The sequence below is a fragment of the Exiguobacterium artemiae genome, assembly GCF_033342815.1.
Lineage (GTDB): Bacteria > Bacillota > Bacilli > Exiguobacteriales > Exiguobacteriaceae > Exiguobacterium_A > Exiguobacterium_A artemiae_A.
Map to the genome: position 1 here is coordinate 96,859 of NZ_JAWPEN010000002.1, position 25,918 is coordinate 122,776.

Consider the following 25,918-nt stretch of genomic DNA (forward strand, 5'->3'; position numbering starts at 1 on the left):
ATAATGACAGAGAACGAGCCATTAAAGGAGAGAGTGTATGTATCAGTCACTGGGACAATTAAAGGAAACGAAAGTATTCAAAGATCCCGTTCATCGCTACATCTACGTCAGCGACCAATTGATCTGGCAATTGATCGGAACGAAGGAATTTCAGCGTTTGCGCCGGATCAAACAACTGGGAACGTCATTTTTGACATTTCATGGAGCGGAGCACACACGGTTCCATCATTCGCTTGGTGTATATGAGATTACCCGGCAACTGATTGACGTCTTTAACGGCCGGGCGGACTGGGACGACCAGTACCGGGAGCTGACACTGGTTGCGGCCCTGTTACACGACGTCGGGCACGGACCGTTCTCCCATGCTTTCGAAAACGTCTTTGGTGTCGATCACGAAGAATGGACAGAACGGATCATCCTCGGGGATACGGAAATCAAACAGGTCCTCGATCAGGTCGGGGAAGGGTTTGCGGAAGAAGTCGCCTCAATCATCAATAAAACCCATCCGAATCAATTGCTTGTGACGATGATCAGTTCCCAGCTTGATGTCGACCGGATGGATTACTTGTTGCGGGATGCCCATTTTGCCGGTGTCAGCTACGGAAAGTTTGATCTCGAACGGATGCTGCGTGTCCTGCGTCCGGCACCGAATCAGATGGTCGTCAAGCAATCCGGGATGCACTCGATCGAAGATTACATCATGCGCCGTTATCAGATGTACTGGCAGGTCTATCTCCATCCGGTCACACGGTCGAGCGACTATTTATTAAAAGCGATTCTTGAACGGGCAAAAGAACTGTATACGAGCGAGTACGCGTTTACGATTGATCCGGTTCATTTAAGTCCGCTCTTTACGAAGGAGATGTCCTTAAAAAACTATCTGGCACTAGACGAAACCATCGTCTATTTCTACTTCCAACAGTGGGCGGAAGAAGAGGATACGGTGTTAAGTGATCTGGCGCGACGGTTCGTTGACCGGAAATTATTTAAATACGTCGATTATCCGGCAGAAAAACGCGCCCTTGTCCATGAGAAACTGTGTACGTTATTTGAAAAAATCGGGCTCGATCCCACTTATTATCTGCTCGAAGACAAGCTCAGCCGCCTGCCGTACGACTTATATGGAGATAATGGCGAAATCAGTAAACAACCGATCATGCTACAGATGAAAAATGGTCAGATGAAAGAGATTTCGCAAGTCTCACCGCTTGTTCAAGCGATTGCCAACTCACGGCAAACGGATGAAAAGCTATTTTTCCCGCAGGAAATCCTGCATGACTTACGGGAATTTGCGAACGAGAAGATGCAAATCGATCAATTGTTACTTGGAGAAGAAATATGAACAATATCATCGCAACCATCTTAAAGTATGCCGGCTTGGAAGGGAAAGCGGTTATCCCTTTAAAAGGAGCGACTTCCTCGTACGTGTTTCGAGCGGGGGATAGTGTTTTTCGAATTCATACCAATCCTGCCTGGCTAGAGCAGGAACCGGACCTCGTCGCGCACGAGGTCTTTGCGTTACAGGCGACCGGTAGATTAGGACCGGATGTCGAAAATTATCAATTGACGTGGGAGGGGGAGATTCCCCCATGGATTCAAATGACGTGTTTACCGGGAGAAGTCCGACTCGAACCGTTAAATCGAGCGTACCTCAAACAATTGGCAAAAACGTTAGTTGCGATTCATCAACTGCCGGTTCCAGAAGCCCGGTACCAGTATGCACCGTACGCGACGAAACGAACGGTTCCTTTTTGGGCAGTTCAAAAGGAGATGTGGCAACGGGCTGTGGCAGAACCGCCGGCAACGAGTCAACAAGTTCGATTCATCCACCGTGATTTTCATCCGGTCAATGTGTTATACGAATCAGCTGAAAAGTATAACGTAGTCGATTGGATTAGTGGCTGTGTTGGACCCATTGAAGCAGATGTCGCCCATTGCCGATTAAATCTGGCATTGCTTGAATCGGTCGAAGCAGCAGATCAATTTTTAGCTGAATATATTGCATACAGTGGATTTTCGTACGATCGGAAATGGGATTTAACAGCTGTTTTTGACTTTGAACCGGACACCCTCAATGTTTATCCCGGTTGGAAAGCATATGGGAAGGCAAACATCAGTCAGGGCAATGTTCGGGAACGGATGGAAAACATTGTATTGAAAGTTTATGAAAATGACGAAAGCGGTTACTAAATGAACTTTACCCCTTGCAGTTCTTCCGAATGTTGATTATTGTAGTACTTGGGAAAGAGATTGAACGTCAGACCTCGTACTTATGTACAACTGATAAAATAAACTATGGATTGAGGGATAGTTCGTGAAATATTTAATCGCACTACTGGGACTTGTCATCGTGTTCGGTTTGGCATACCTTGTCAGCAGCAACCGTAAAGGCATCAAATTGAAACCGCTTGCGGTCATGCTAGTACTTCAGCTTGTACTTGGATACATCCTCTTGAATACGTCGTTCGGATATATTGTCATTAAAGGTGTCGCTCAAGTCTTTGAAAAATTGCTTAGTTATGCCGCAATCGGCATCAACTTCGTCTTCGGCGGATTAGCGAACGAAGGTGCACAGCCATTCTTCATCAACGTCCTGTTACCAATCGTTTTCATCTCGGCTCTGATCGGGATTTTACAGTTCACGAAAATCTTACCGCTCTTGATGCGCGGAATCGGATTTGTTCTTTCGAAAATCAACGGAATGGGACAACTCGAGTCATATAATGCCGTAGCATCAGCAGCCATCGGTCAATCGGAAGTCTTCATCACTGTAAAAAAACAAATCGGTAAATTACCGCCGCAACGTCTATACACATTGTGTGCGTCGGCGATGTCGACGGTATCGATGTCAATCGTTGGAGCATACATGACGATGGTCGAACCGAAATATGTCGTTACAGCAATCGTCTTGAACCTGTTTGGTGGATTCATGATCGTTTCAATCATCAACCCGTATACAGTCGATCCAAAGGAAGACATTTTGGAAATCGTCGAAGAAAAACAAACGTTCTTCGAAATGCTCGGCGAATACATCATGGATGGATTCAAAGTCGCCATCATCGTCGGAGCGATGTTGATCGGGTACAATGCCTTGATCGGCATGGTCAACGATATCTTCCTGATGGTGCTCGGCATCTCATTCCAGGATATTCTCGGTTATATCTTCGCACCGTTTGCTTTCATCATGGGGATTCCATGGGCAGAAGCGGTCAGTGCCGGTAGTGTCATGGCAACGAAATTGATTACAAACGAATTCGTCGCGATGCTCAGCCTGCCTGAATATGCAAAAGAATTCTCAGCACGGACACTTGGAATCGTTTCGGTCTTCCTGATTTCATTCGCGAACTTCTCGTCGATCGGGATCATCGCGGGTGCTGTCAAAGGACTCGACGATCGTCAAGGAAGTGTTGCAGCGAGCTTCGGCTTGAAACTGCTTTACGGCGCAACACTTGTCAGTGTCTTGACGGCAATCGTCGTCAGTATCTTACTCTAAATCGTATACGACTGGCAGAGCTGTCATTTCTTAAACAAAGCAGGACCCGACTAGAAATCGGGTCCTGCTTTTGGTTTCTACTATTTTTAGCCGCGTGAAGCAATTCCGACCCGTTCGCGATGGAACAGCCCTTCATCGTAAACTTCGTAAGCGAAGCGGGCGACATTGATCCGTGGGATTGGACCGGTTTCGTGAGTGAATCGATTGGATTCAATCAAGACGTCCTCAATCGCATCTTCTTCGACGAGTTGTGTCGGACAAATGATGGTATAGTCGACATCCGCGTCTTTTAACGTCAAATAGGCTTTAAGATGATCTTCAGCCGCAATCGTCGAGCGACGACGGGATTCACTGGACTGGAACCGGTATTTTCCCGGTTCTTCCGAAGCATCAAGGATGCCGGCCGTTCCGACGAACACGATGCGTTCGATCTGCTGTTCTTTCATTTTAATGATGAGGTTTGGAACCGCAACGGAAAGAATTTGTTTTTGATCAGTTCCTAAACAGCTGAAGACGGCAGTCGTCCCTTCGATGACCCGTTCGAGATCATCTGCATCCGTCGCATCCCCTTTTATAACCGTTAAGTGGGGGTGGTCAGGCAGGCCGTGTTTTTCCGATCGGACAAGGACCCGAACTTCATGTCCTTTCTCCAATAACAGATCCAGTAAAGGCCGTCCTGTACGTCCTGTTGCCCCAAGTAAGCTGACTGTTGCCATGATGATTCATCCTTCCTGTGATAAGTATATGGAACAGGAGGAACGACGGGTTAAATCGTTCCTCCTGAAAAGTGTTTATTTGTCGGCGAACATGACGCCGGCTTGACCGTAATCGGTTTTCTCCATCTCTTCGATGAAAACCGTAATATTTTCTTTTGGCGCATCGACGGATTCAGAAACGGCCGCTGTAACTTTTTCGATCAATGCACGTTTTTGTTCCACTGTGCGTCCAGATAACATTTTGACTGTAACGTAAGGCATGTCAGATTCCTCCTCTTAGCATAAGTACAATACGCCCTCAGTATACCGTACGCCACCCGTGTTCCGTCAAACCGCACATTGAAATTGAAAAAGATGGGTATAGAACAGGAGTAGTCTGTCGGAAGCAAGAAGTAGTACTTAATAAATGATGAGGATGAGGTGAGAGCATGGAAATGGAACCGGTGATTCGTAAAAAAATCCATACGCTACTGATTTTTGACCGCGCTTTACCAGAAGACAACACATACCCGTTATCAGGCGCAAAAGGTCTCGAAGTCGCAGATGTTTTGTTTGATCAAAATATTCCGTTTGGACGGCTCGTAACGGATAAGGAATTGGCAGCGCTTGTCGGAAATGAAGAAGCAAAACGCTACGGGATGTTGACGTTGCTTCGGGATGAGGACCGCTTCAAACCGATTTTTCAAAATCGTAAACCGACACCTGACATCGAAGACGAGTTGGCAGAGCGGATTCGGGAACTGGCCAAGCAATTACGGGCGATTCGTTCGAAATGTTCATCACTGGAGCGGATTGTTCTGTTCGGTCGTGCCTCTCAAACATTGTATGACCGGGCATTGGTGCAACTGGAAGAGCTGAATCCACCCGCTCACGAAGAACTCACGTCCCTCGAATGTCTGCGGTTACCAACGATCCGTCGTGTCACACGGGAGCAGCTGGAGACACTCAAACGGTAAACGAAGGCTTGCACCGACTGTTGGATGCGGTATGATAGAAGCAACAGTAGTAAAAGGGGACAAGTAAACGATGGAAAAGAAAATTAACTTCAATATCATTTCAGATAACTCAACGGACGGGCATGGCGGATTTGGTGTCGGAACACTTAGTCTGAACAGCATGTCACCGGTCATCATCTCACCGGAAGACGGTGAAGCCTATATCGATATGGGTGCGATGCATGCGAAGGCAGCCATCGAGAAACGGATTAAATTCACGACGGACAAGGCGGATTCACCAAACGGGAAGCTGTACTGGATCGTTTGGGTGACGGTTGGCCGGAAACCGGAAGGATTTTATTACGGTGGCGTCGCAGCATGTGACCTGTTAGTTGATGTCGAAGCACGACGCGGCTTTAAGATTTTAGCAGATCATGTCAATAAGATGGATAAATCGTTAAAAGGACGGATTGTCGTCGATCATATGGACGAGACATCGAAACACTTGCTGCGTGATTTCCTGCAGACACACAAACCGGAGATGTGGGAAAACGCCGAGCCAGAATTACATGAAGCACTCGCATAAAAAAAGTGCCGACTCTGTAAAAGAGTTGGCACTTTTTTTATGAATCATGTACGTAACGTCACGACGATCAACTCGGGGTGATTAAAGATCCGGAACGGAAATAAACTGTTACCGAGGCCGCGGCTGATGATCAGCCGTGTATTCTCCATCGTATGTTGTCCTGCGGTCAGATCAGGGAAAAACCCTTGACCGGGGGCATACATCCCGTCCGTGAACGGCAGGCGGATCTGTCCGCCGTGGGCATGGCCGGACAATACGAGATCCACCTTACGTTCCGCATATAATGGCAAATATTCCGGACGGTGCGCCATCAGCAGCTGGAAAGCACGAGGCTCGGCGGTCGACTGGGCTTGATCGAGACTTTTCCGGATGCCGTCCGGCTCTTGCAACCCTTCACTCCAACGCGTCGTCGTCGGATCATCGATTCCGAGCAACTCAATGAACTGACCGTCTCGTTCAAGCGGAACGGACGTATTTCGAAGGACGGTGACACCAAGTCGTTCAAGCTTCGGTAAAATCGTCAAATTCAGGCGGACTTCATGATTGCCTGTCACGAAATAAACCGGATAGTCCGGTGTCAGTTGTTTCATCAGCAGGAGGGCTTCTTCCTCGCCGTTCCGTCGCGAATCAATCAAGTCACCCGTCATTAAGATGACATCCGGCTGCAGTTTATTCACTTTTTTTAAAAGAACCTTTTGACGGGAACCAAAGGATTTACCATGCAGATCGGCAATCTGTAAAATCGTATAGTCATTAAACGCGGCAGGTAATTTCTCCGATTGAATCGTGACTGCCGTCGTATCGATTTGATTATTTTCCCGGTACAAAAACCAGCTGCTGAGAGCGAGAATACCGATGGGAATGAACCATTTTTTCTTAACGCGCACATCCTCACCCCTTTTCTTTTACTCAGCATACCAAAAAGACCCTGTCTTCCGCTCGAGGGAAGACAGGGTCTAACTGCAGTTAGGCTTCTTTTTTTACATCATCGGCTACTTTAACAGCATCCGGTTCATTGGAGAGATCCATGAACAGGGCAATTACCATCATCCCGACAACGAAGACGAATGGGAAGGCGGCAAGGACGGCTGCAGCCTGCAAGGCGCTGAGTCCACCGGCATACAGCAGAACGGCCGCAATGGATGACTGAATGATGCCCCATGTCAGTTTAATGCGGAGACTAGGCATCAGACTACCGCCGGAAGACAGCATACCGAGAACGTAAGTCGCTGAATCGGCAGACGTGATGAAGAACGTCGTAATCAAGAAGACACCAATGATGCTAAGGATTGTTCCGAGACCGCCAAATGTTTCGAACAAAGCAAACATCCCGGTTTCGACCCCTTTATCATTGACCGTCGAAATGAGATCAACATTATTAAACAATTCGTTCCAAATCGCGGATCCACCGAAGACAGAGAACCAAAGTAAACCGAAAATCGTTGGGACTAACATAATTCCGAGTACGAATTCGCGGATTGTCCGCCCTTTCGAGACACGGGCGATAAATGTTCCGACGAATGGTGACCAGGAAATCCACCAGGCCCAGTAGAAAATCGTCCAACCGTTAATCCATTCACGTTCATCCGGATTAAAGGCAGATGCCCGGAAGCTCATGACCGGAAGATTTTGCAAGTATGCGCCTGTCGTTTGAACGAACAGGTCCATGATGAAGCTGAACGGTCCGAGGAACAGGACACAAAGCATCAACAGCGCTGCAAGAACAAGATTCGCATTACTAAGAATGACGATTCCTTTATCAAGACCGGAAGCGGCACTGATCATGTAGAGAACGGACACGACCAAAATGATGATTAACTGAGTGGAGAAAGAGTTTGGAATTCCGTCGGCGAGGAAATGAAGACCACCGGAAATCTGTTGGGCACCAAGTCCGAGTGATGTGGCAACACCAAACGCTGTCGCGACAATCGCAAGTACTTCAACCGTCCCTTTACCGGCGGCTTCGTATTTCGGTTTCATCAACGAAGCAACGGTATCACCGATCGTTGCCGGACGTCCTTTACGGAATGTGGAGTAAGCGATCGCAAGTGCGACGATGGCATATAATGCCCAAGGGTGAAGTCCCCAGTGGAAGAAAGAGTAGCGCATGGCAAGACGCGCAGCTTCCGTCGGGTCATTAGTTGCGACCGGCGGCGTATGGAAGTGTGTCAACGGTTCTGAGACACCCCAGAAGACAAGACCAATTCCCATACCGGCACTAAACAGCATGGCGAACCAAGAAATTAAACCGTATTCCGGACGGTCCGAATCTTTACCGAGTCGGATTGAACCAAAGCGGGAAAATATGAGGAAGATGGCAATTAACAAAAAGGCACTCATTCCAAGGAGATATAACCAACCAAAACCGTTTGAAACAAAATTTTGGGCAATGCCCGTGACATTTCCGAGATTTGCAGCACCAATGAGTGATTCAGGCAAGATTCCCCATATGGTAAAGAGCACACAGAAAATGACGGAGACAATAAAAACGTTCGTGATCTTACTTTTTCGAGTATTTTCCATCGTGTTCAACACCTTCTTTCGAATTTTACATGTAGTTTTGTAATCCGTTTAGACAACGACATTAATAATACCCGTGTCATTTAAAAACAAAACCTTATCACGCAAGTTCTTACCGTAACAAAGATGAACAGAACTAGCAAACAGAAATGGGTAATGATGGAAAGGGAGAACGTGATGAACAAAGTAATATTAACCTGAAAAAAACCTGAAATGACGGGGCTGAATGAACACGACCGAAAGAATGAAATCAAGTGGATTATTTATTATTTCCCGCTTCTCCTGTTTTGTAACATGCACTTAAGATACATCGATGAAGCAAAAAAACAGACGGAGTGAAACGGGTTTGATATCGTATCAGGTAGTCATCATATTATGTAGGAGGAATCACTCATGAACCACGACCAGACAAAACAACAGATTATCGAAGCTTTCCAGTTCCGCCATGCGACGAAATCCTTTGATCCGACGAAAAAAATAACTGAAGACGATTTTTCATTTATTTTGGAAACAGCACGACTTTCCCCAAGCTCTTTCGGATACGAACCATGGAATCTGCTTGTCATTCAAAATGAATCCGTTCGAAATGAAATTCGTGAGGTCTCCTGGGGAGCGCAAGGACAATTGCCGACAGCGAGCCACTATGTGATTTTCCTGGCCCGGACGGGGGAACAGATGCAACCGAACGGGGCGCATGTTACACATATGATGAATCTACTCGGTCTGTCGGATGAAGCGAAAGCCGGCCGGACGAAACGGTACGGTTTGTTCCTCGAAGAAGATTTCAAGATTGGAAACAACGAAAAAGCGATGGCGGATTGGTCAGCGAAACAAGCTTATATTGCCCTCGGGAACATGATGTCGACAGCAGCACAGATCGGCATCGACTCGTGTCCGATCGAAGGGTTCGACCAACAGGCAGTCGAACAAATTCTCGAACGGCACGGTGTGCTCGACCGTTCTGTTTTCACCGTACCGGTCATGGTCGCATTCGGCTACCGGGCGGATGAACCGAAACGAGCGAAGCAGCGTCGGTGCCTGGAGGAAATCGTCACGTTCGTCGACTAAAAAAACAGTCGAATCTTTTCGAATTATATAGAAGTTTCTTTCAAAGTTCGGTATACTCGCATTTGTATGATTAAGAAGCGCCGTAAACGCCACTCGCATACGAACAACTTTTGTCTTGATGAAAGAAAGGGGTTCTATCGCAAATGGAACAAAAATTAAAGTTATGGTTCACGGAACACCAAACGGAAGATTACGGTATCACATTCCGTGTCAACCACGTTTATGAGAGCGAACAAACGGAGTTTCAACGCCTGGAGATGGTTGAGACGGACGAGTTCGGTACAATGTTGTTACTTGACGGAATGGTCATGACGACAGATCGAGATGAGTTTGTATATCACGAAATGGTCGCACACGTCCCACTGTTCACACACCCGAATCCAAAATCGGTTCTGGTTGTCGGTGGAGGAGACGGTGGCGTCATCCGCGAAGTCTTAAAACACCCATCAGTCGAAAAGGCTGTTCTTGTCGAAATCGACGGAAAAGTCATCGAATACTCGAAGAAATATCTACCAAACATCGCAGGTGGTCTCGACGACGCACGTGTTGAAGTCATCGTGGGAGACGGCTTCATGCATATCGCAGAAGCAGTCAATGAATATGATGTCATCATGGTTGACTCGACAGAACCGGTTGGTCCTGCCGTTAACCTGTTTACAAAAGGTTTCTACTCAGGAATCTCAAAAGCATTAAAAGAAGACGGTATCTTCGTTGCACAGTCGGATAACCCATGGTTCACACCGGACTTAATCCGTGACGTCCAACGCGATGTCAAAGAGATTTTCCCAATCACGAAACTCTACATTGCCAACGTTCCGACGTATCCGAGCGGTCTGTGGACATTCACGATTGGATCGAAAAAACATGATCCTCTCGCTGTCGCACCAGAGCGTTTCCACGACATCGAAACGAAGTACTATACACCGGAACTTCACACAGCAGCATTCGCGCTACCGAAGTTCGTCAAAGATTTAACGATTTAATTAAACGTCAGGAGTGTTCCGTTTTTTAGGGGCACTCCTTTCTATGACTGGAGGAATAATGATGCGTTTTGATGAAGCTTATTCAGGTAAAGTATTTATCGCGAGTCAACCGACTCACGAAGATGCAAAAGGTGTGTTGTACGGTATGCCGATGGACTGGACGGTCAGTTTCCGTCCCGGTTCACGGTTTGGTCCGGCCCGGATCCGTGAAGTCTCACTCGGACTCGAAGAATACAGTCCGTATCTTGACGGCGATATCGCCGATGCAAGATTATTTGACGCCGGTGACATCCCGTTGCCGTTCGGGAATGCGCAAAAATCACTTGATATGATTGAAGAGTACGTCGACTCGTTATTGACGGCAGGCAAGTTCCCGCTTGGAATGGGCGGCGAACACCTCGTTACATGGCCGGTCGTCAAAGCTTTTGATAAACATTACGAAGATTTTGTTGTGTTGCACTTTGATGCACATACGGATTTACGCGATTCGTATGAAGGCGAACCGTTGTCACACTCGACACCGCTTAAAAAGATTGCGAACTTAATTGGACCGGAAAACTGTTATTCATTCGGGATTCGTTCAGGGATGAAAGAAGAGTTTGAATGGGCGAAAACGTCCGGTTACAACCTGTTCAAATACGAAATCGTTGAACCGTTGAAAGCCGTTTTACCAAAGCTTGCCGGTAAAAAGGTCTACGTGACGATCGATATCGATGTCCTTGATCCGTCAGCGGCACCGGGAACGGGAACACAGGAAATCGGCGGCGTGACGACAAAGGAATTACTTGAAGTCGTCCATATGATTGCACGGGCTGATGTTGATGTCATCGGAGCCGATCTCGTCGAGGTTTGCCCGGCGTATGACCAGTCGGACATGACAGCAATTGCGGCTGCTAAAGTCTTGCGTGAAATGATGATTGGATTTATCAAGTAAAGAGGAAAAGGTCAGATCCGTTTTTGCGGAATCTGACCTTTTTTGTCACACGAGAAGTTCATATAGTCCGTAAATACCGAAGCTGATTAAAAGAACAGCCGACAGATATTGAATCGAGCGGGAGAACGCAGGAGAAAGTTGTTTTTTTAGAAGGTGCATCAACTGACTTAAAAATAACCACCAACCGGCTGAACCGAGAAAAATTCCGATCAGTAAGCTGATTGGAGATACTGTAGTTTCCTGAAAGCGGGCGAGAATTGCCAAAAATGCAATAATCGTCACCGGATTCATCAACGTGAGAAAGAGTGTCGATCCATAGGCAACAGTTAAAGAGCTGGTCGGTTTACGCAACGGAACAGCGGTTGTACTCTTTAGTGTTCTCACTCCGAAATAACAGAGGAACAGGCTGCCGGCAATTTGAAGGGGCGCCGTATGTGTCACGAATACCTGAATCACGGACAAACCGGATAAGGCAATCAGTCCGTAAATCAAATCAGCCGTCGCTGCTCCGAGACCGGAGAAGAATCCATAGCGTCGTCCGAATTGCAGTGTGCGTTTCATGCAGAGTAGACCGATTGGACCAACGGGTGCAGCGATGGCTAAGCCAATCCAAAATCCATTTATCATCCCGGATCAGTCCTCCGGAAGAATTGACAAGGCAGTGGATTCTTTTAAAGTCCGCATGATAATCGTCGTTTTTGTCCGGGAAATGCCATGTAAACTTTTGATGTGGTTCGTGATGATGTCGTCCAGTTCTTCGGTATTGCGACAACGGATTTTGAGCAGGTAGTCATCTTCGCCGGCGATGTGATGACATTCAAGGACATAGGGCAACTCTTGGACTCGTTGCAAAAATGGATCTCGATGTTCGGGACGCTCCAAGGAGACAGCGACGAAGGCGCCAAGGTCATAACCGAGTTTAGCAGGATCGAGTACCGTCTCAAAACGGCGGATGATACCCTGTTCTTGCAGGCGGTTTACCCGGTCTGACACGGCAGGAGCAGACAGACCAACCTGTTTTGCAAGCGTTGACCACTTGATTCTGGCATCTTGCATAAGTGACTTAATTATCTTCGAATCTAATGTATTCATGTACAAAAACCTTCTTTTCTATTGTTTTATATTTAATTTATTTGATTTCTAAAGAAAAGGCAATGTGTATTTTTTGGCGGAAAAAGCACATTCAGACATTTACAGACTTGAAATATTACTTTAAATTTAAGATGTCACCACAAGTAAAATATTTTTTCGTTGAAGGTAAAATGTAGGAATGAATTTGTTGGTTTGAGAGCGAAATACATCATGACATGAGAGGTGGAAAAAAGATGAAGAAACTCTTATCTTTCGTCACAGCTGCTCTGCTATTCGCACTATTTGTGCTCCCTGTAGGTGCAGCAGACGATGCAATGGTTCGTGTGATTCACGCTTCACCTGATGCTCCCGCAGTGGACATCGCCGTCGATGGCAAAAAAGCAGTCTCAGGAGCAGAGTTTAAAGCAGTCACAGATTATCTCACTCTCCCAGCCGGAGAACATAAAGTAGAAGTCTTCGCAGCCGGTACAACAAAAGATCCTGTACTTTCTCAAACACTCAACATCGAAGCCGGAAAATTCTATTCTGTAGCCGCAATCGGTAAATTGGCAGATATCAAACTTGCTGTCATGGAAGATAACGGCAAAGGCGAAGATGGAAAATCAATGGTCCGTGTCGCTCACTTTGCACCGGATGCACCAGCCGTTGATGTCGCACCAAAAGGTGGAGATCCGCTCTTCAGCGACCTCGAGTTCTCGAAAGTCTCTGACTACGGTACACTGGATGCCGGTACGTATGATCTTGAAGTACGACCAGCCGGTGCAACGGATGTCGTTAAAGCACTCGACGGTATCAAACTCGACAGTGGTAAAAACTATACAGCACTCGCAATCGGACTCCTTGAAGGCGAACCGGCCTTTGACGTTCTCCTGATTCCGGACGGCGGTGAAATGGCAGCAATGCCGGACACTGGTCTTGGCGGAACAACTGAAAATTCTTCGATGGCAACAACTTGGGCACTCGTAGCACTTGCTGGAGCAGCGCTGGTTGGGACAGCTTATGTCGTCCGTCGTAAACAAAACGCGTAATCTCTTATTATTTCTCACCGTGGTGCTTGCAGGGTGTGGAGGAGCAGAAGAGGCTTCTCCGCCGCGCTCTGAGGAACCGGCACCACCTGTCGTCGAATCACCGGCACCAAAGTCTGATTCAAAAGCAGAAGCCGTCGAAACATTCATACCGAACCGTTTAAAAATCCCGGCAATCGATGTGAATGCAAAGATTGAAGTCGTTGGAAAAGATGATCAGGGACGGATGGATGTTCCGAAGCAGACGGATCAAGTCGGTTGGTACCAATACGGGGCAAAGGCCAATCAGACCGGCAATGTCATTTTGGCAGGACATCTAGATGATACGGATGGTCCGGCTGTCTTTTATGACTTGGCAAAAGTGAAACGGGGACAACGGATTGAAGTAAGTTCTAAAACGGGAGAACAGGTTTCATACGTGGTGACGAACGTAATGTCTTATCCCGTTGACCAGGCACCTGTCGGATCCATTTTTGGTGCGACACTTGCACAACGTTTAACGTTAATCACCTGTGTCGGAACGTTTACCCAATCAAAAGGATACGATCAGCGATTGGTTGTGACCGCCGAACAGGAACAATAAACGAAGGGACCTTTCCGCTAACGGAGAGGTCCCTTCGTTTATTTCGTTTGCTCAAGCATTGACTTCCTCAAGCATTGACTTCAGAAGCGGCAACGAGATCTGTCGTTAAGGCAGACAATCCTTGGGTCGTCTGACTGATTCCTTGAATCGTTTGAACGATTTGGCTTAAGTCGTTTTTATTGCGACCGAACATCTCCAGATAGTTTTCCATTTCCTGTTTAACAGTATGGATACCGCTCTTCACTTGTTGAAGTTCGTTACGGGAAGCAGAATTTGACCGGGTGATGTCATCCATTTGGGAAACGAGTTCATTGATGTTACCGTTATTTTTTTGAATCAACGTATTGATACTGCTGCTGAGTAATTTCGCATTTTCTGCCAAGTTACGGACTTCGATGGCGACGACAGAGAATCCTTTACCGTGTTCACCGGCACGAGCCGCTTCAATCGAAGCATTCAAGGCAAGTAAGTTCGTCTGATTGGCAATATCTTCGATGCCTTGTGTCATCTTGACGATTTCGTCTGATGTCGTTTTCAGTTGCTGGATACTTGTCAATGAAGTACTGACCTGTTCCGTTGCCTGTACAAACTGTTGCTCCATTTTATCCATTTTCGTCTCATTTTCTGACGTCAATCCGACCAGATTACGGCTTGTTTTTTCCGTTTGATCCGTTTCGGATAGGATTTGTGTCGCCCGGCGGCTCGTCTCGGAAATCGCTACTTCCGTCTGTTCGACGGTGCTTGCGACTTCCTGGCTGACACGGACGACGTCCTGCAACAGACGGCTTCGTGATTCGTTGGCTGCACTGACTTCATGCAAGCGGGCATCGACATACTGGCTTGTCACGATCTGAGCATCGAGATTCATCGCATGATTCAGTGCAAGAATCGCATTCGTCAACTGTGCCGGATCATGTTGGAAGTGTTCGACGATTTTCGGAATCAATAACGTATTAAATGCTGCGTAAGAAGCGATGAACCAGGTCACCGGGACGAAGTTACGGTTATGGGTTTTTCCCATCCGTGTCCGCATCGCCAAGAACTTATCATCCATGTTACCAGTCAATAAACTGCCGAAATAGTCGGCAAAGACTTTTTTCAGACGTTCGCGTGTCGATGAATTTTGAGCGATTTGAACCATTTCAGGATGAAGAAGCAAATGATCAAGTACTTGCTCGAGCACTTCATCCAAAATGCTGTTGACGACAGGCGCCATTGCTTTTAGCGTTTGCAGATGTTCTTCCGTATAACCCATGTATTCCAGGCGTCCGGTTAAGGTCGGATCACTGGTTTTAGTAATTAGTCGTTTGTCTGGGAATCCGATTGTCGCCTGATAGGTCGACATCGATGATTTAGCTTTAAATGGATTGCGCACGATATGCCCCCGATTTTCTTGGAATTAAGATTTTTAATGTCTTATTTGTTATCGGCTGTTTTAAGAACTCTGATAATCATTTTCTAAAGAATTTGTCAGATGTGAATAAAGTATTGACCTGAAATCAAAAAACTCATGATCAAGGACCATGAGTGGAATGACCGCTTCTGAAACGAAGGGTACCTGCTATATATGTCAAACGTTGATTTAAACCGGTTGATCTTCTTGGAACGCTTTTTGGGCATCGACAATCGATCGCATCCGACTTACACAGGTCTGGACGAATTGAATGTCGATGGACGTAAACCGGGTGACAGGTCCTTTGGCTGATTCAGCACTGAATGTGAAGGTTCCGAGATTCCAAAGTTCGATTTTAAATCGTTTTCCTTTATTGTCATCGAAGTGTTCTACGAATTCGATTTTCGGTACCATACGAACCCCTCCTTGTAGAACCATTCCCGTTTTTTTCAAAATAAAAAAGCCAAACTGCATGTTGCACGCAGTTTAGCTAAAAAAATTATGCGGTCGGAACGTCATAGCCGATTTCTTCAATCGCTTCGACAAGACGTTCTGTTGCGACGTCTTCGTGTGTGACCGTGACATTGTTTTCTTCAAGTGAGACGGTTGCATTCGTGACACCGTCGAGTTCGTTTAACGCCGATTCGACGCTGGCTTTACAGTGGTTGCATGTCATCCCGATGACAGTTAAAGTAGTTTCTTTCATGATTGGTTTCCTCCTTTGGATAGTGGAATACGTTTTAAGCGTAACGCATTTGTGACAACAGAGACAGAGCTGAATGCCATTGCGGCACCTGCGACCCAAGGGGCAAGCAGACCGAGGAAGGCAACCGGAATCCCGATCGCATTGTAACCGAGTGCGAAAAACAGATTCTGCCGGATGTTTTTCATCGTCTGCTCGCTCAGCCGGATGGCCGTGAGGACTTGCTGCAGATCATGTCCGAGTAACGTGACGTCCGCCGCTTCAAGAGCGACATCGGTCCCGCTGCCGAGGGCGATTCCGACATCGGCTGTCGCAAGAGCCGGTGCATCATTGATACCGTCTCCGACCATCGCGACACGCTGTCCGTTTGTTTGAAGGGCTTTGATATGATCGGCTTTTTCAATCGGCAGAACGTCGGAAAAAACATGGCTGTGCGGTATCTGAAGCTCGGTCGCGAGTTGTAAGGCGACTTCGCGACGGTCTCCCGTCAACAGGTAAACCGTTTTTGTCTGCTGAATTTCCTGAATGACCTGTTGCGTCGTCGGTTTCAATTCATCGCGGATGGCATATCCGGCTTCGATTATACCGTTGACGGTGACATAGACGACCGTCGCACCGCTTGATGTCCAGTCAGGAAGGGAAAGACCGTGCTCCTGCATCATCCGTACCGATCCGACCATGACATCGTGTCCCATAATCGACCCGCGGACACCGCGTCCGGGATCGACGGTGAAATGTTCGATATCAAAGACGACGTCGCGCTCTTCCGTGATCGCATGAGCGAGTGGATGTTCCGATTTTTTTTCAAGAGCCGCTGCAAAATCCAGTGCCTGTTCCTGTCCAAACGTCTCGATGACGACCGGACGTCCGATCGTCAATGTTCCTGTTTTGTCAAAGACAACCGCATCGACGTGCTGCAACGATTCGAGTTGGGCACCGCCCTTGAACAGAACACCGTGTTCCGCACCTTTGCCGGTCCCGACCATGATCGATGTCGGAGTGGCGAGCCCAAGAGCACAAGGACAGGCGATGACAAGAACGGCGATGGCCGGACGAATCGCCTCGGCGAACGAGCCGGTCGTCCACCACCAGACGGCAAGTGTCACAAGGGCGATGGCGACGACGATTGGGACGAAGATTCCGGAAATCCGGTCCGCCTGACGCTGGATGGGGGCTTTTTCCGTCTGCGCTTGTTCGACGACACGGATGATGCCGGCGAGCATCGTCTCCTGACCGACTTTCGTCGCTTCAATCGTCAGGTATCCGTTCGTGTTCAAGGTGCCGCCAATCACGACCTCACCGGTTCCTTTATGAGCCGGAAGCGGTTCGCCGGTCAACATGGATTCATCGAGATAGGCATCACCCGTTGTGATGATGCCGTCGACCGGGATTTTTTGACCGGGTTTGACGATCAACTGCATACCGGGTTGGACCTGATCGAGCGAAACCGTCCGTTCGACACCTTGTTCCAACACGACGGCATCCGTCGCTTGTAAGGAAAGGAGACTTTTGATGGCACCGGTCGTCTGTTGTTTGGCACGATCCTCCAGCACTTTCCCGAGCAGCACGAGCGTAATCAGGACAGCGCTCGTCTCAAAGTAGAGATTCGGCATCGCCGGGTGAATCATCATTTCCGCAACGGAATAGAAATAGGCTGAGGACGTTCCAAGTACGACCAAGACATCCATGTTGGCACTTCCGCTGCGAAGACTTTTATAAGCGCCGACATAGAAAGGCGCACCGATGATGAACTGGACCGGGGTCGCCAGGGCGAACTGAATCCATGGATTCATGAGTACGGTCAGATGAATCGGGCTGTTCGGAATGTGCGATACCATGCTGAGCAGTAACGGCAGGGACAACAAAGCGGCAATCCAAAAGCGGTAAAGCATCCGTCGATTCTGCACCTGTTCGTGTGGTGTCGTCTTAATGCTGGCACCGTAACCGATTTTTTTGATTTTATCTAAAATCAGTTGTTCATCCATCTCTTCCGGAACGGCAATCCGGGCTGTTTCGAGAGGCAGGTTGACGGTGGCTTCGACTCCGTCCATCCGGTTCAATACCTTTTCAATCCGGGCGGAGCAGGCAGCACACGTCATGCCTTCGATATTCAGTTCCATCTTTTTCGACATGACAATCCCTCCTTACTTCTTAAGACGAGCAATGACGGCCATCAATTCATCAACGTAGATATCCGTATCCTGTTTGCCGGTTGCGGCATCGTGCATACACATTTTGACGTGGCGTTCGATGACCTGCAACTCGACTTGGCGGAGCGCCGCTTGAATCGATGCGGTCTGGGTCAGGATATCGATACAATACCGGTCTTCTGCGACCATGTTGGCAATACCGCGGACCTGACCTTCAATTCGTTTTAATCGTTTCATCAAAGCATCTTGTTCCTCGGGTGAACGGGGAACAAGGGGATGATCGTGTGTCATGAGGACACCTCTTTTCCGAATTAGTTGATACACCGAGTATATCATATAGGTGTAGGGGGTACCAGTATAAAGGTTAGAGCTTGAAAAAACCAAATGAAAAAGGACTGACTCAAAAGTCAGTCCCTTGCTCTGGTACGCTGTTGGCTCAACAACGAATCATGTTATTGATTGGAAACTTGCGGTTTAATGATTTGTTCGTTCAATGAACGATTGCTGATGATATCTTCCGCTTGTGTCGACCGTTTGATGAAGAACGAGAGGACAAACGCAAGACCGGCGATGAACGTTGAGATGAAGAACGCATAGTTGATTCCATCAAGCGTTGCCTGCATCACGATTTGTTGTTTCATCGCGGCAGCAGCTTCCGCTGTTGGTTGGCTCGTCATGTTTTTCGCTGCTTCTTGTGCGAGTTCCGTACCACGCGTTTTTGCATGCGTCGACATAATCGTAACGAGCAACGCTGTTCCGATGGCACCCGAGACTTGTTGCAACGTATTATTCATCGCTGTCCCGTGCGGATAGTAACGGGTCGGTAATTGGTTCAAACCGTTTGTTGAGACCGGCATCATAACCATTGACATCCCGAACATCCGGAGGGAATAAAGGACGATTAGATGAGTATACGTCGTATCCATTTTAAGTTGGCTGAAAAGATAGGTTGTGACAACCGTAATGAACAGGCCGGTGATGGCGAGTGGACGACCGCCAATTTTATCGAACAGTTTTCCGTTGATTGGTGACATGACCGCCATTAGGATCGCACCAGGCAGTAACATCAGACCGGCATCAAGCGGAGAAATACCGCGAATCGTCTGAACATAAATCGGTAACAATAACATCCCGGAGAACATGGCGATCGTCACGACGATCGAGATGGCGGACGATAAAGCAAACATCGGATAACGGTAAATCTTGAAGTTGAGCATTGGGCGTTCCATTCTCAATTGACGCATGATGAACGTCACGAGTGCAACGACCCCGATGACTAACGCTAAAATGACTTGGAGACTATCCCAACCTTTTGAACCGGCAGAGCTGAAACCGTACAGAAGACCGCCGAATCCGAATGAAGATAAGACGACGGACATAAAGTCGAGTTTTGCGTCAGAACGTTCTTTGACGTCACGAAGCAGGACGAAGCCGGCAACGAGAACAATCAAAGCAATTGGTGTAATGAAGTGGAACAACATCCGCCAATCGTAATGTTCGATGATCCAACCGGATAGGGTTGGTCCGATCGCAGGAGCCCCCATCATGATGAGGCCGAAGAAGCCCATCGCCGTTCCGCGTTTTTCAATCGGGAAGCTGACGAGCATGACGTTCATCAGAAGCGGCATCATGATTGCAGATCCGGAAGCCTGGATCATCCGTCCGGCAAGCAGGACCGGGAAAGCGTCCGCAAATCCTGCAAGAATCGTACCCGCAGAGAACAGTGTCATCGCGAGCAGGAACAGACGGCGGACCGAGAATTTTTGAATCAAGAAAGCAGAAGTCGGAATCAAAATCCCGTTGACGAGCATGAAACCGGTCGATAACCACTGGACCGTTGACGTTTCAATCTCCAGATCCTTCATGATCGAAGGTAAGGCGATGTTGAGTAAGGTGTTATTTAAGAATGCAATAAAGGCACCGATCATCAATACGGCAAGGATGCCGTAAGGGGGACGAGCGGTAGCAGATTTTTCATGTGACATGGTTTTCCTCCTTAATGAACTAACAGTACACAATTCTATACGGTCGTTATATCTGTTGTCTATCTTAATCTGATTTAGCTTGAATTACAAATATTAATAGCTAAGAAAGGTAATTTTATTTTTTGTGAAGGAGACGGGCGTGAATCGAACGTTGGTTCATTAAAAAACGTGCGCTTTCTCCTGTGTAAACTGCAACAGGAGAGAGCGCACGTTTGGCGAAACGGGGTCGGATTACCCGACATGTGTGTGTAAAGCGTCTGATGTGATGTCATAGTGAGAAGTCGTCCAGACTGCTCGTCCGTCTTGAATGTACAAGACCTGCGGTGATTCGTGCCGGACGTTGTAATGTTCTGCGATGTGATTCGATAACGTCCGTGCTTCCTGAATCAATAAATAGGCAGTCGGAACTGCTGTCTCATCCGCATATTTCGTATAGGCGGAAAAACCGGCCGAACTGATCGGGCAAGTCGTACTGTGTTTACAAATCACAAATGTTGGGTGTTCGGAAACGAATTGGTCGAAGTCGGAAATCGATTGTAGTTTTCTGAGTTGAGTCATTTTTATCAGCCTCCATAAGTCCGTAGACGGTCACTTAACTTCAGATTTTCCCTGTAATCGACCGGACAGTCAATTAAAACGGGTCCGTCACTCAGAAAAGCCTGTTCGAGACAACTGGATAGAGTACCGTGTTCCCCGACACGCAGACCCAGTGCACCAAAGGCGGTAGCCAGTTGAACGAGATCCGGATTGTCGAATTCGATATAAGGTGCACGACCGTAAGCTTGCTGTTGTTTCCATTCAATCAACCCGTAGGTACCGTCGCGCCAAATGATGACGACGATCGGCAACTTGAGCCGGACAGCCGTCTCGAGATCCTGGCCGTTCATTAAAAAGGCACCGTCTCCTGAAGCGCAGAGGACACGTTGTTCCGGGTGCAACAGTTTAGCGGCAATCGCACTCGACAAGCCGTAGCCCATCGAAGAAAACCCGTTAGAGATGAACAATTGATTGGGACGGGTCGTTTGAAAATGTCGTCCGAGCCATATTTTATGCGCTCCGACATCGGAAAAAATCATGCCGTCCTCGCCGGTTGCCTGCTCGAGTTCACGTACAATGCTTTGAGGATGGAGCGGGAGGGCGAGGGAATACGTCGCCTGGATTTCTTGCCGCAAGCGGTCGCGGTCCTGTTGCCAGCCGGTCCAGGCACGATTCGGAATGCTTTCCGAAAGCAGGTGCAGAATATCCGGGATCGAGCCGATCAAATTTGCAACAACCGGATAAAATTGATCAATTTCATGCGGATTGGTATCAATGTGCAAAACAGGTGTCCGTTCCGGATTCCATTTCGAAGGTGGCAGTTCCGTGATATCGTAGCCGACCGCGATAATTAAATCGCTTTGATCAAGAATCCGTTGATTGTAATCGGCGTTCGGCAAGCCGATCGTATGGGCGGCCAGCTCGTGTAACGAAGACAAGGCGCCTTTTCCCATCATCGTCTCGACGACGGGAGCCCCCAATCGTTCGGCGAAAGCGCGGAAAGCTTCTGTCGCCCCGCTGCGGTTGATTCCGAATCCGGCAATCACGACCGGACGTTCTGCCTGTTCGATTCGTAACAGGACATCACTGTCAGTCACGGATGTCGGATGCAGGAAAGTCGGGGGACTGTCCTGTAAAAAGGACATTTTGGCATCGACATCGGCCTTCGCAATATCTTCCGGGAACGACAAATGGGTCGCACCGGGCTTTTCGGAAACAGCCTTTGCAAAAGCCTGGCGAACGACTTCTGAAATGACTTCGCCGGAAACAATCGATGTGCTGGATTTGGTAATCGGTCGGTACATCTCGACCAAATCAAACATTTGGTGGGACGCTTTATGCTGGCGCCACGTTGCACCTTGTCCGGTGATGGCGACGACAGGGGAGTGATCCATCGTCGCGCTGGCGATCCCCGTCATCATGTTGGTCGCGCCGGGACCGAGCGTCGACAGACAGACACCGGGACGTCCGCTCAACCGGCCGAACATTGAGGCCATGAAGGCAGCGTTCGTCTCATGACGTGTCGTGATGAACGTGATATCTGATTTGCTGATTGCTTCAAGTAAGGTGATGTTCTCTTCACCGGGAACGCCGAAAATGTGCGTGACCCCCTCGGCTTCGAGACACTGGACGAATCGTTCGGCCGCGTTCATTGGTCGAGTCCGCCAATTGATACATACTTCGTCTCGAGGTAGGCTTCAAGACCTTCCGATCCGCCTTCACGGCCGACACCGGATTGTTTCATACCGCCGAACGGTGCTTGTGCAGCTGAAGGCACCCCGTCATTCCATCCGACAATCCCGTAATCGAGATGCTCAATGGCTTTAAAAGCGCGGGCATAATTGTTCGTAAAGACGTAAGATGCAAGACCAAACGGCGTTTGGTTGGCATAATGGACAGCTTCTTCATCCGAACTGACGCGCTGGACAGGTGCGACCGGACCGAATGTCTCTTCATTCATGATCAGCATCTGCGGCGTGACGTCCGCAAGAACGGTCGCCTCATAGTAGTAGACTTCGTTGTCGTCATCCGTTTGTCCTGATCCGCCGGTGACAACGCGGGCACCCGCCGATGTCGCATCATCAACATGTTTTTTGATCTTATCGTAACCGGATTTATTAATCATCGGACCGATTTTCGTTTCGCTGTCGAGCCCGTTCCCGGTTTTCAACTTGGCTGTCTCCTGACCGAGTTTTTCGACGAACGCATCATAGATGGAATCCGAAACATAAATGCGGTTGCCGCAGACACACGTCTGTCCACCGTTGCGGAACTTCGATTTAATCGTTTCTCGGACGGCAAGATCGAGGTCGCAATCGTCAAAGACAAGAATCGGAGCATGACCGCCAAGTTCGAGTGACATGGCTTTGATGGTTTCTGCACCTTGTGCCATCAGCGTCCGACCAACTTCCGTCGACCCGGTGAACGTAATTTTAGCGACATGTGGATGGGTAGCGAGAGATTCACCCAGGTCTTTTCCGCTTCCGGTCACGGCATTGACGACGCCGTCCGGAATCCCGACTTCCTGACAGAGTTCAAGCAGCCGGAGCGCTGTCAATGGAGTAGCCGTTGGTGGTTTTAAAACGAACGTACAGCCTGCGATGAGCGCCGGTGCCAATTTCCGGGTGATCATCGCAGCCGGGAAGTTCCATGGGGTAATCGCAGCGACGACCCCGACCGGTTGTTTGATGACGTGGAGGCGTTTAGTGGCATCATGTGTCGGGATGATCCGCCCATATGACCGTTTTCCTTCTTCCGCGAACCATTTGACGAAGTTTGCCGCATATTCGACTTCACCTTCCGACTCCGCAAGCGGTTTTCCCATCTCGAGTGTCATCAAGCGGGCCAATTCGTCTTTTTTCTCAAGCATCTTGGCATACAGTTTTTCGAGAAGGGCTGCCCGTTCATAAACGGTTCGCTTCGACCACTCCGGAAAAGCTTTATGAGCCGCTTCAACCGCATCGTTGACATCGGATTTTGTTCCGTTCGGTACACTGCCGACAACTTCCCCAGTCGCCGGATTTTTGACAACCGTCCGTTCACGTCCCTGGTCGAGCCATTGTCCATTGATCAAAAACTGTCCCTTCATAATTACAAAATCCCCCTTTTTAATTCGCATTGTTAAGGATATACCCGAAGATTGAAAAAAAGATTCACTTTTCCGAAAAAGGTTGTGCAAAAGGCTAGAAATTGACCGATAAACAGTGTAGGATAATTCAGTAAATGTAATGTATTTTTTCAATAACAATTCGTAAATAATTAAAATTTAGACATGTATGTGAAGTGCTGGAGAATGTCTCGAATCATTGACATTCCAAACAGGTTTGATAAGATAAATACAGGGTAATTGCGCAATCGGTTGCGCTTAAATGAAATCTACCGAGAAACGATATAAAAAATCAAGGATTACTATAAAAAAACGGACAACAAAGACTGAAATACGAGAGGATTTATCCACAATGACACAAATGATACCGCGCCCAGAAACGGCACAAAAAACACTTACACGAGCTTGGTGGAAAGAAGCCGTTGCTTACCAAATCTATCCACGCAGCTTTTATGATGCAAACAATGATGGAATCGGCGATATCCCGGGTATCATCGCAAAATTGGATTATCTGAAAGATCTCGGAGTCGATGTATTATGGATTTGCCCAATGTTTAAATCACCGAATGATGACAACGGATATGACATCAGTGATTACGAGGACATCATGGACGAATTCGGAACAATGGCCGATTTTGATTTATTGATGGAAGAAGCGCATAAACGTGACATCAAAGTCCTGCTTGATTTGGTCGTCAACCATACGTCGGATGAACACCCGTGGTTCCTTGAGTCGCGTTCATCAAAAGACAACGACAAACGAGATTGGTACATCTGGAAAGATGCCGTCAACGGCGGCGAACCGAACAACTGGGAAAGTATTTTCGGAGGCTCGGCTTGGGAATACGACGAAAAAACGGAACAATACTTCCTCCACGTCTTCTCACGCCGTCAGCCGGACTTGAACTGGCGTAATAAAGACATGCGTCAGGCCGTCTATACAATGATCAACTGGTGGCTCGATAAAGGGGTCGACGGATTCCGGATCGATGCGATCAGCCACATCAACAAAGATCAATCGTACGCGGATCTTCCGAATCCACTCGGGATGCCGCACGTGCCATCGTTTGAGATGCACATGAATGTCGAAGGAATCCACGAATACCTTGAAGAATTGAAAAACGAGACGTTTTCGAAATACGACATCATGACGGTCGGTGAAGCGAACGGTGTAACACCGGAAGAAGCGGATCTCTGGGTCGGCGAAGAAAACGGTAAGATGAACATGGTCTTCCAGTTCGAACATATGGATCTTTGGCGAGCGGATGCTGAAAAAGGTGTCGACGTCGTCAAGCTGAAAAATGTCTTAACAAAATGGCAAAAAGGGCTTGAAGAAACAGGCTGGAATGCACTTTATCTTGAAAACCACGACAAGGTCCGTTCCGTTTCACTTTGGGGAGATGAAGGACAGTACTGGAAACAGAGTGCGAAGTCGCTTGCGATGATGTACTTCTTCATGCAGGGAACGCCGTTCATCTATCAAGGGCAAGAAATCGGGATGACGAACGTCCAGTTCCCGGATATCTCGGATTACGACGATGTCGCAACGAAAAACATGTATGACATGCAACTCGCGTCAGGGAAAACCCACGAAGAAATCATGGAAGTCATCTGGAACTCGTCACGTGACAATTCACGGACACCGATGCAGTGGACGAATGAACAAAACGGTGGATTCTCGGAACAATCGCCATGGTTCGGCGTCAATCCGAACTTTGCCGACATTAACGTTGCGTCGCAACAAGCCGATGAAGATTCGATTCTTAACTTCTATAAACGGATGATTCAAATCCGGAAGATGGAAGAAACGTTGATTTACGGAGAATACGATCTCATTCTTCCGGAAGATACAAAAGTCTACGGGTACACGCGGACGCTCGGAAACGAACAGTTCCTGATCGTCACGAACCTGAAAGACGAAGTGGCGGAAGTCGATACCGACATCATCCTCCATTCGGATAACATCATGCTCGCGAACTACGAGACGACATACCACGAAGGAACAGAATTGACGCTTCAACCGTTTGAAGCCCGTCTGTACCGCGTACGTTAAAACAAAGCTGGATTTGGCAGACGCCAAATCCAGCTTTTGCTGTCGCGAAAAGAAAT

At 48.0% G+C, this 25,918-nt stretch carries 26 protein-coding genes; 11 read left to right on the forward strand and 15 right to left on the reverse strand.

Annotation, left to right across the window (positions count from 1 at the left end):
• The first annotated feature begins 37 nt into the window (after positions 1-37).
• The 3 genes from R7V76_RS03120 to R7V76_RS03130 all read left to right on the forward strand — a co-directional run bounded on the left by R7V76_RS03120 (position 38) and on the right by R7V76_RS03130 (position 3,493).
• Positions 38-1,342, forward strand: a complete 1,305-nt coding sequence (locus tag R7V76_RS03120; RefSeq protein ID WP_012369150.1) for an HD domain-containing protein — start codon at positions 38-40, stop codon at positions 1,340-1,342.
• Complete coding sequence (locus tag R7V76_RS03125) at positions 1,339-2,190, forward strand: aminoglycoside phosphotransferase family protein (protein ID WP_318091226.1); 852 nt, start codon at positions 1,339-1,341, stop codon at positions 2,188-2,190. The genes R7V76_RS03120 and R7V76_RS03125 overlap by 4 nt, the downstream gene beginning before the upstream one ends.
• Before the next feature lie 124 nt (positions 2,191-2,314).
• Complete coding sequence (locus R7V76_RS03130) at positions 2,315-3,493, forward strand: NupC/NupG family nucleoside CNT transporter (protein WP_318091227.1); 1,179 nt, start codon at positions 2,315-2,317, stop codon at positions 3,491-3,493.
• A gap of 86 nt (positions 3,494-3,579) precedes the next feature.
• Here R7V76_RS03130 and R7V76_RS03135 read toward each other — a convergent pair whose 3' ends face one another.
• A complete protein-coding gene (locus R7V76_RS03135; protein ID WP_318091228.1) occupies positions 3,580-4,209 on the reverse strand; it encodes an NAD(P)-dependent oxidoreductase in 630 nt (209 codons plus the stop codon).
• Positions 4,210-4,284: 75 nt separating this feature from the next.
• Entirely contained in the window at positions 4,285-4,470 is a 186-nt protein-coding gene (locus R7V76_RS03140) for a 2-hydroxymuconate tautomerase (protein WP_114597147.1), read from the reverse strand.
• A gap of 167 nt (positions 4,471-4,637) precedes the next feature.
• Between R7V76_RS03140 and R7V76_RS03145 the strand changes: the two genes are divergently transcribed.
• Together R7V76_RS03145 and R7V76_RS03150 are read left to right on the forward strand one after the other, a co-directional pair.
• On the forward strand, positions 4,638-5,165 hold the full coding sequence (locus tag R7V76_RS03145) for a hypothetical protein (protein ID WP_114597146.1): 528 nt from the start codon (positions 4,638-4,640) through the stop codon (positions 5,163-5,165).
• Between the two features lie 70 nt (positions 5,166-5,235).
• Positions 5,236-5,730, forward strand: a complete 495-nt coding sequence (locus tag R7V76_RS03150; RefSeq protein WP_012369156.1) for a YwhD family protein — start codon at positions 5,236-5,238, stop codon at positions 5,728-5,730.
• Positions 5,731-5,774: 44 nt separating this feature from the next.
• On the opposite strand, the gene R7V76_RS03155 is transcribed toward R7V76_RS03150, so the two are convergent.
• Entirely contained in the window at positions 5,775-6,617 is an 843-nt protein-coding gene (locus R7V76_RS03155) for a metallophosphoesterase (protein ID WP_290829196.1), read from the reverse strand.
• A gap of 79 nt (positions 6,618-6,696) precedes the next feature.
• Complete coding sequence (locus R7V76_RS03160) at positions 6,697-8,253, reverse strand: BCCT family transporter (RefSeq protein WP_290829198.1); 1,557 nt, start codon at positions 8,251-8,253, stop codon at positions 6,697-6,699.
• A 390-nt stretch (positions 8,254-8,643) separates the two neighbouring features.
• Here R7V76_RS03160 and R7V76_RS03165 point away from each other — a divergent pair, with 390 nt between their 5' ends.
• The 3 genes from R7V76_RS03165 (at position 8,644) to speB (ending at position 11,235) form a co-directional block, all read left to right on the forward strand.
• Positions 8,644-9,318, forward strand: coding sequence for an NAD(P)H-dependent oxidoreductase (locus R7V76_RS03165; RefSeq protein WP_318091229.1), 675 nt, complete (start codon positions 8,644-8,646; stop codon positions 9,316-9,318).
• Between the two features lie 143 nt (positions 9,319-9,461).
• Positions 9,462-10,301 carry a polyamine aminopropyltransferase gene (gene speE / locus R7V76_RS03170; protein ID WP_026829494.1) on the forward strand — a complete coding sequence of 280 codons (840 nt, stop codon included), beginning with the start codon at positions 9,462-9,464 and terminating at the stop codon, positions 10,299-10,301.
• A gap of 61 nt (positions 10,302-10,362) precedes the next feature.
• Positions 10,363-11,235 carry an agmatinase gene (gene speB, locus R7V76_RS03175; RefSeq protein ID WP_290829204.1) on the forward strand — a complete coding sequence of 291 codons (873 nt, stop codon included), beginning with the start codon at positions 10,363-10,365 and terminating at the stop codon, positions 11,233-11,235.
• A gap of 45 nt (positions 11,236-11,280) precedes the next feature.
• Here speB and R7V76_RS03180 read toward each other — a convergent pair whose 3' ends face one another.
• Both R7V76_RS03180 and R7V76_RS03185 read right to left on the reverse strand, forming a co-directional pair.
• On the reverse strand, positions 11,281-11,862 hold the full coding sequence (locus R7V76_RS03180; protein WP_290829205.1) for a LysE family translocator: 582 nt from the start codon (positions 11,860-11,862) through the stop codon (positions 11,281-11,283).
• A 6-nt stretch (positions 11,863-11,868) separates the two neighbouring features.
• Positions 11,869-12,327 carry an Lrp/AsnC family transcriptional regulator gene (locus R7V76_RS03185; RefSeq protein ID WP_290829208.1) on the reverse strand — a complete coding sequence of 153 codons (459 nt, stop codon included), beginning with the start codon at positions 12,325-12,327 and terminating at the stop codon, positions 11,869-11,871.
• A gap of 233 nt (positions 12,328-12,560) precedes the next feature.
• On the opposite strand from R7V76_RS03185, the gene R7V76_RS03190 reads away from it, so the two are divergent.
• Both R7V76_RS03190 and R7V76_RS03195 read left to right on the forward strand, forming a co-directional pair.
• Positions 12,561-13,355 carry a DUF4397 domain-containing protein gene (locus R7V76_RS03190; RefSeq protein ID WP_131503275.1) on the forward strand — a complete coding sequence of 265 codons (795 nt, stop codon included), beginning with the start codon at positions 12,561-12,563 and terminating at the stop codon, positions 13,353-13,355.
• 19 nt (positions 13,356-13,374) lie between these two features.
• Positions 13,375-13,935: a class F sortase gene (locus tag R7V76_RS03195; protein WP_318091230.1), complete on the forward strand. Its 561-nt coding sequence runs from the start codon at positions 13,375-13,377 to the stop codon at positions 13,933-13,935.
• A 67-nt stretch (positions 13,936-14,002) separates the two neighbouring features.
• On the opposite strand, the gene R7V76_RS03200 is transcribed toward R7V76_RS03195, so the two are convergent.
• The 9 genes from R7V76_RS03200 to R7V76_RS03240 all read right to left on the reverse strand — a co-directional run bounded on the left by R7V76_RS03200 (position 14,003) and on the right by R7V76_RS03240 (position 23,791).
• Positions 14,003-15,310, reverse strand: coding sequence for a globin-coupled sensor protein (locus R7V76_RS03200; protein ID WP_114597140.1), 1,308 nt, complete (start codon positions 15,308-15,310; stop codon positions 14,003-14,005).
• 207 nt (positions 15,311-15,517) lie between these two features.
• Entirely contained in the window at positions 15,518-15,742 is a 225-nt protein-coding gene (locus R7V76_RS03205) for a hypothetical protein (RefSeq protein WP_012369166.1), read from the reverse strand.
• Between the two features lie 85 nt (positions 15,743-15,827).
• Positions 15,828-16,034, reverse strand: a complete 207-nt coding sequence (locus R7V76_RS03210; protein WP_318091231.1) for a cation transporter — start codon at positions 16,032-16,034, stop codon at positions 15,828-15,830.
• Entirely contained in the window at positions 16,031-18,163 is a 2,133-nt protein-coding gene (locus tag R7V76_RS03215) for a heavy metal translocating P-type ATPase (RefSeq protein WP_318091232.1), read from the reverse strand. The genes R7V76_RS03210 and R7V76_RS03215 overlap by 4 nt, the downstream gene beginning before the upstream one ends.
• Positions 18,164-18,175: 12 nt before the next feature.
• Positions 18,176-18,472: a metal-sensitive transcriptional regulator gene (locus tag R7V76_RS03220; protein WP_318091233.1), complete on the reverse strand. Its 297-nt coding sequence runs from the start codon at positions 18,470-18,472 to the stop codon at positions 18,176-18,178.
• Positions 18,473-18,633: 161 nt separating this feature from the next.
• Positions 18,634-20,166: a DHA2 family efflux MFS transporter permease subunit gene (locus R7V76_RS03225; protein ID WP_318091234.1), complete on the reverse strand. Its 1,533-nt coding sequence runs from the start codon at positions 20,164-20,166 to the stop codon at positions 18,634-18,636.
• A 231-nt stretch (positions 20,167-20,397) separates the two neighbouring features.
• The gene (gene ytxJ / locus R7V76_RS03230) at positions 20,398-20,724 is read right to left on the reverse strand and encodes a bacillithiol system redox-active protein YtxJ (RefSeq protein WP_012369172.1); all 327 of its coding nucleotides are present in this window, start codon (positions 20,722-20,724) and stop codon (positions 20,398-20,400) included.
• Positions 20,725-20,729: 5 nt separating this feature from the next.
• Entirely contained in the window at positions 20,730-22,355 is a 1,626-nt protein-coding gene (locus R7V76_RS03235) for an acetolactate synthase large subunit (RefSeq protein ID WP_318091235.1), read from the reverse strand.
• Positions 22,352-23,791, reverse strand: a complete 1,440-nt coding sequence (locus tag R7V76_RS03240; protein WP_318091236.1) for an NAD-dependent succinate-semialdehyde dehydrogenase — start codon at positions 23,789-23,791, stop codon at positions 22,352-22,354. The genes R7V76_RS03235 and R7V76_RS03240 overlap by 4 nt, the downstream gene beginning before the upstream one ends.
• A 370-nt stretch (positions 23,792-24,161) precedes the next feature.
• Here R7V76_RS03240 and R7V76_RS03245 point away from each other — a divergent pair, with 370 nt between their 5' ends.
• Positions 24,162-25,862, forward strand: a complete 1,701-nt coding sequence (locus R7V76_RS03245) for a glycoside hydrolase family 13 protein (protein WP_290829227.1) — start codon at positions 24,162-24,164, stop codon at positions 25,860-25,862.
• Positions 25,863-25,918 lie beyond the last annotated feature (56 nt).

Excerpts from the sequence above, each read along its gene's own strand:
- R7V76_RS03120 (WP_012369150.1), top strand. The coding sequence starts at position 38 with ATGTATCAGTCACTGGGACAATTAAAGGAAACGAAAGTATTCAAAGAT.
- R7V76_RS03125 (WP_318091226.1), top strand. The coding sequence starts at position 1,339 with ATGAACAATATCATCGCAACCATCTTAAAGTATGCCGGCTTGGAAGGG.
- R7V76_RS03135 (WP_318091228.1), bottom strand. The coding sequence starts at position 4,209 with ATGGCAACAGTCAGCTTACTTGGGGCAACAGGACGTACAGGACGGCCT.
- R7V76_RS03140 (WP_114597147.1), bottom strand. The coding sequence starts at position 4,470 with ATGCCTTACGTTACAGTCAAAATGTTATCTGGACGCACAGTGGAACAA.
- R7V76_RS03145 (WP_114597146.1), top strand. The coding sequence starts at position 4,638 with ATGGAAATGGAACCGGTGATTCGTAAAAAAATCCATACGCTACTGATT.
- R7V76_RS03150 (WP_012369156.1), top strand. The coding sequence starts at position 5,236 with ATGGAAAAGAAAATTAACTTCAATATCATTTCAGATAACTCAACGGAC.
- R7V76_RS03160 (WP_290829198.1), bottom strand. The coding sequence starts at position 8,253 with ATGGAAAATACTCGAAAAAGTAAGATCACGAACGTTTTTATTGTCTCC.
- R7V76_RS03165 (WP_318091229.1), top strand. The coding sequence starts at position 8,644 with ATGAACCACGACCAGACAAAACAACAGATTATCGAAGCTTTCCAGTTC.
- speE (WP_026829494.1), top strand. The coding sequence starts at position 9,462 with ATGGAACAAAAATTAAAGTTATGGTTCACGGAACACCAAACGGAAGAT.
- speB (WP_290829204.1), top strand. The coding sequence starts at position 10,363 with ATGCGTTTTGATGAAGCTTATTCAGGTAAAGTATTTATCGCGAGTCAA.
- R7V76_RS03180 (WP_290829205.1), bottom strand. The coding sequence starts at position 11,862 with ATGATAAATGGATTTTGGATTGGCTTAGCCATCGCTGCACCCGTTGGT.
- R7V76_RS03185 (WP_290829208.1), bottom strand. The coding sequence starts at position 12,327 with ATGAATACATTAGATTCGAAGATAATTAAGTCACTTATGCAAGATGCC.
- R7V76_RS03190 (WP_131503275.1), top strand. The coding sequence starts at position 12,561 with ATGAAGAAACTCTTATCTTTCGTCACAGCTGCTCTGCTATTCGCACTA.
- R7V76_RS03205 (WP_012369166.1), bottom strand. The coding sequence starts at position 15,742 with ATGGTACCGAAAATCGAATTCGTAGAACACTTCGATGACAATAAAGGA.
- R7V76_RS03210 (WP_318091231.1), bottom strand. The coding sequence starts at position 16,034 with ATGAAAGAAACTACTTTAACTGTCATCGGGATGACATGCAACCACTGT.
- R7V76_RS03215 (WP_318091232.1), bottom strand. The coding sequence starts at position 18,163 with ATGTCGAAAAAGATGGAACTGAATATCGAAGGCATGACGTGTGCTGCC.
- R7V76_RS03220 (WP_318091233.1), bottom strand. The coding sequence starts at position 18,472 with ATGACACACGATCATCCCCTTGTTCCCCGTTCACCCGAGGAACAAGAT.
- R7V76_RS03225 (WP_318091234.1), bottom strand. The coding sequence starts at position 20,166 with ATGTCACATGAAAAATCTGCTACCGCTCGTCCCCCTTACGGCATCCTT.
- ytxJ (WP_012369172.1), bottom strand. The coding sequence starts at position 20,724 with ATGACTCAACTCAGAAAACTACAATCGATTTCCGACTTCGACCAATTC.
- R7V76_RS03235 (WP_318091235.1), bottom strand. The coding sequence starts at position 22,355 with ATGAACGCGGCCGAACGATTCGTCCAGTGTCTCGAAGCCGAGGGGGTC.
- R7V76_RS03240 (WP_318091236.1), bottom strand. The coding sequence starts at position 23,791 with ATGAAGGGACAGTTTTTGATCAATGGACAATGGCTCGACCAGGGACGT.
- R7V76_RS03245 (WP_290829227.1), top strand. The coding sequence starts at position 24,162 with ATGACACAAATGATACCGCGCCCAGAAACGGCACAAAAAACACTTACA.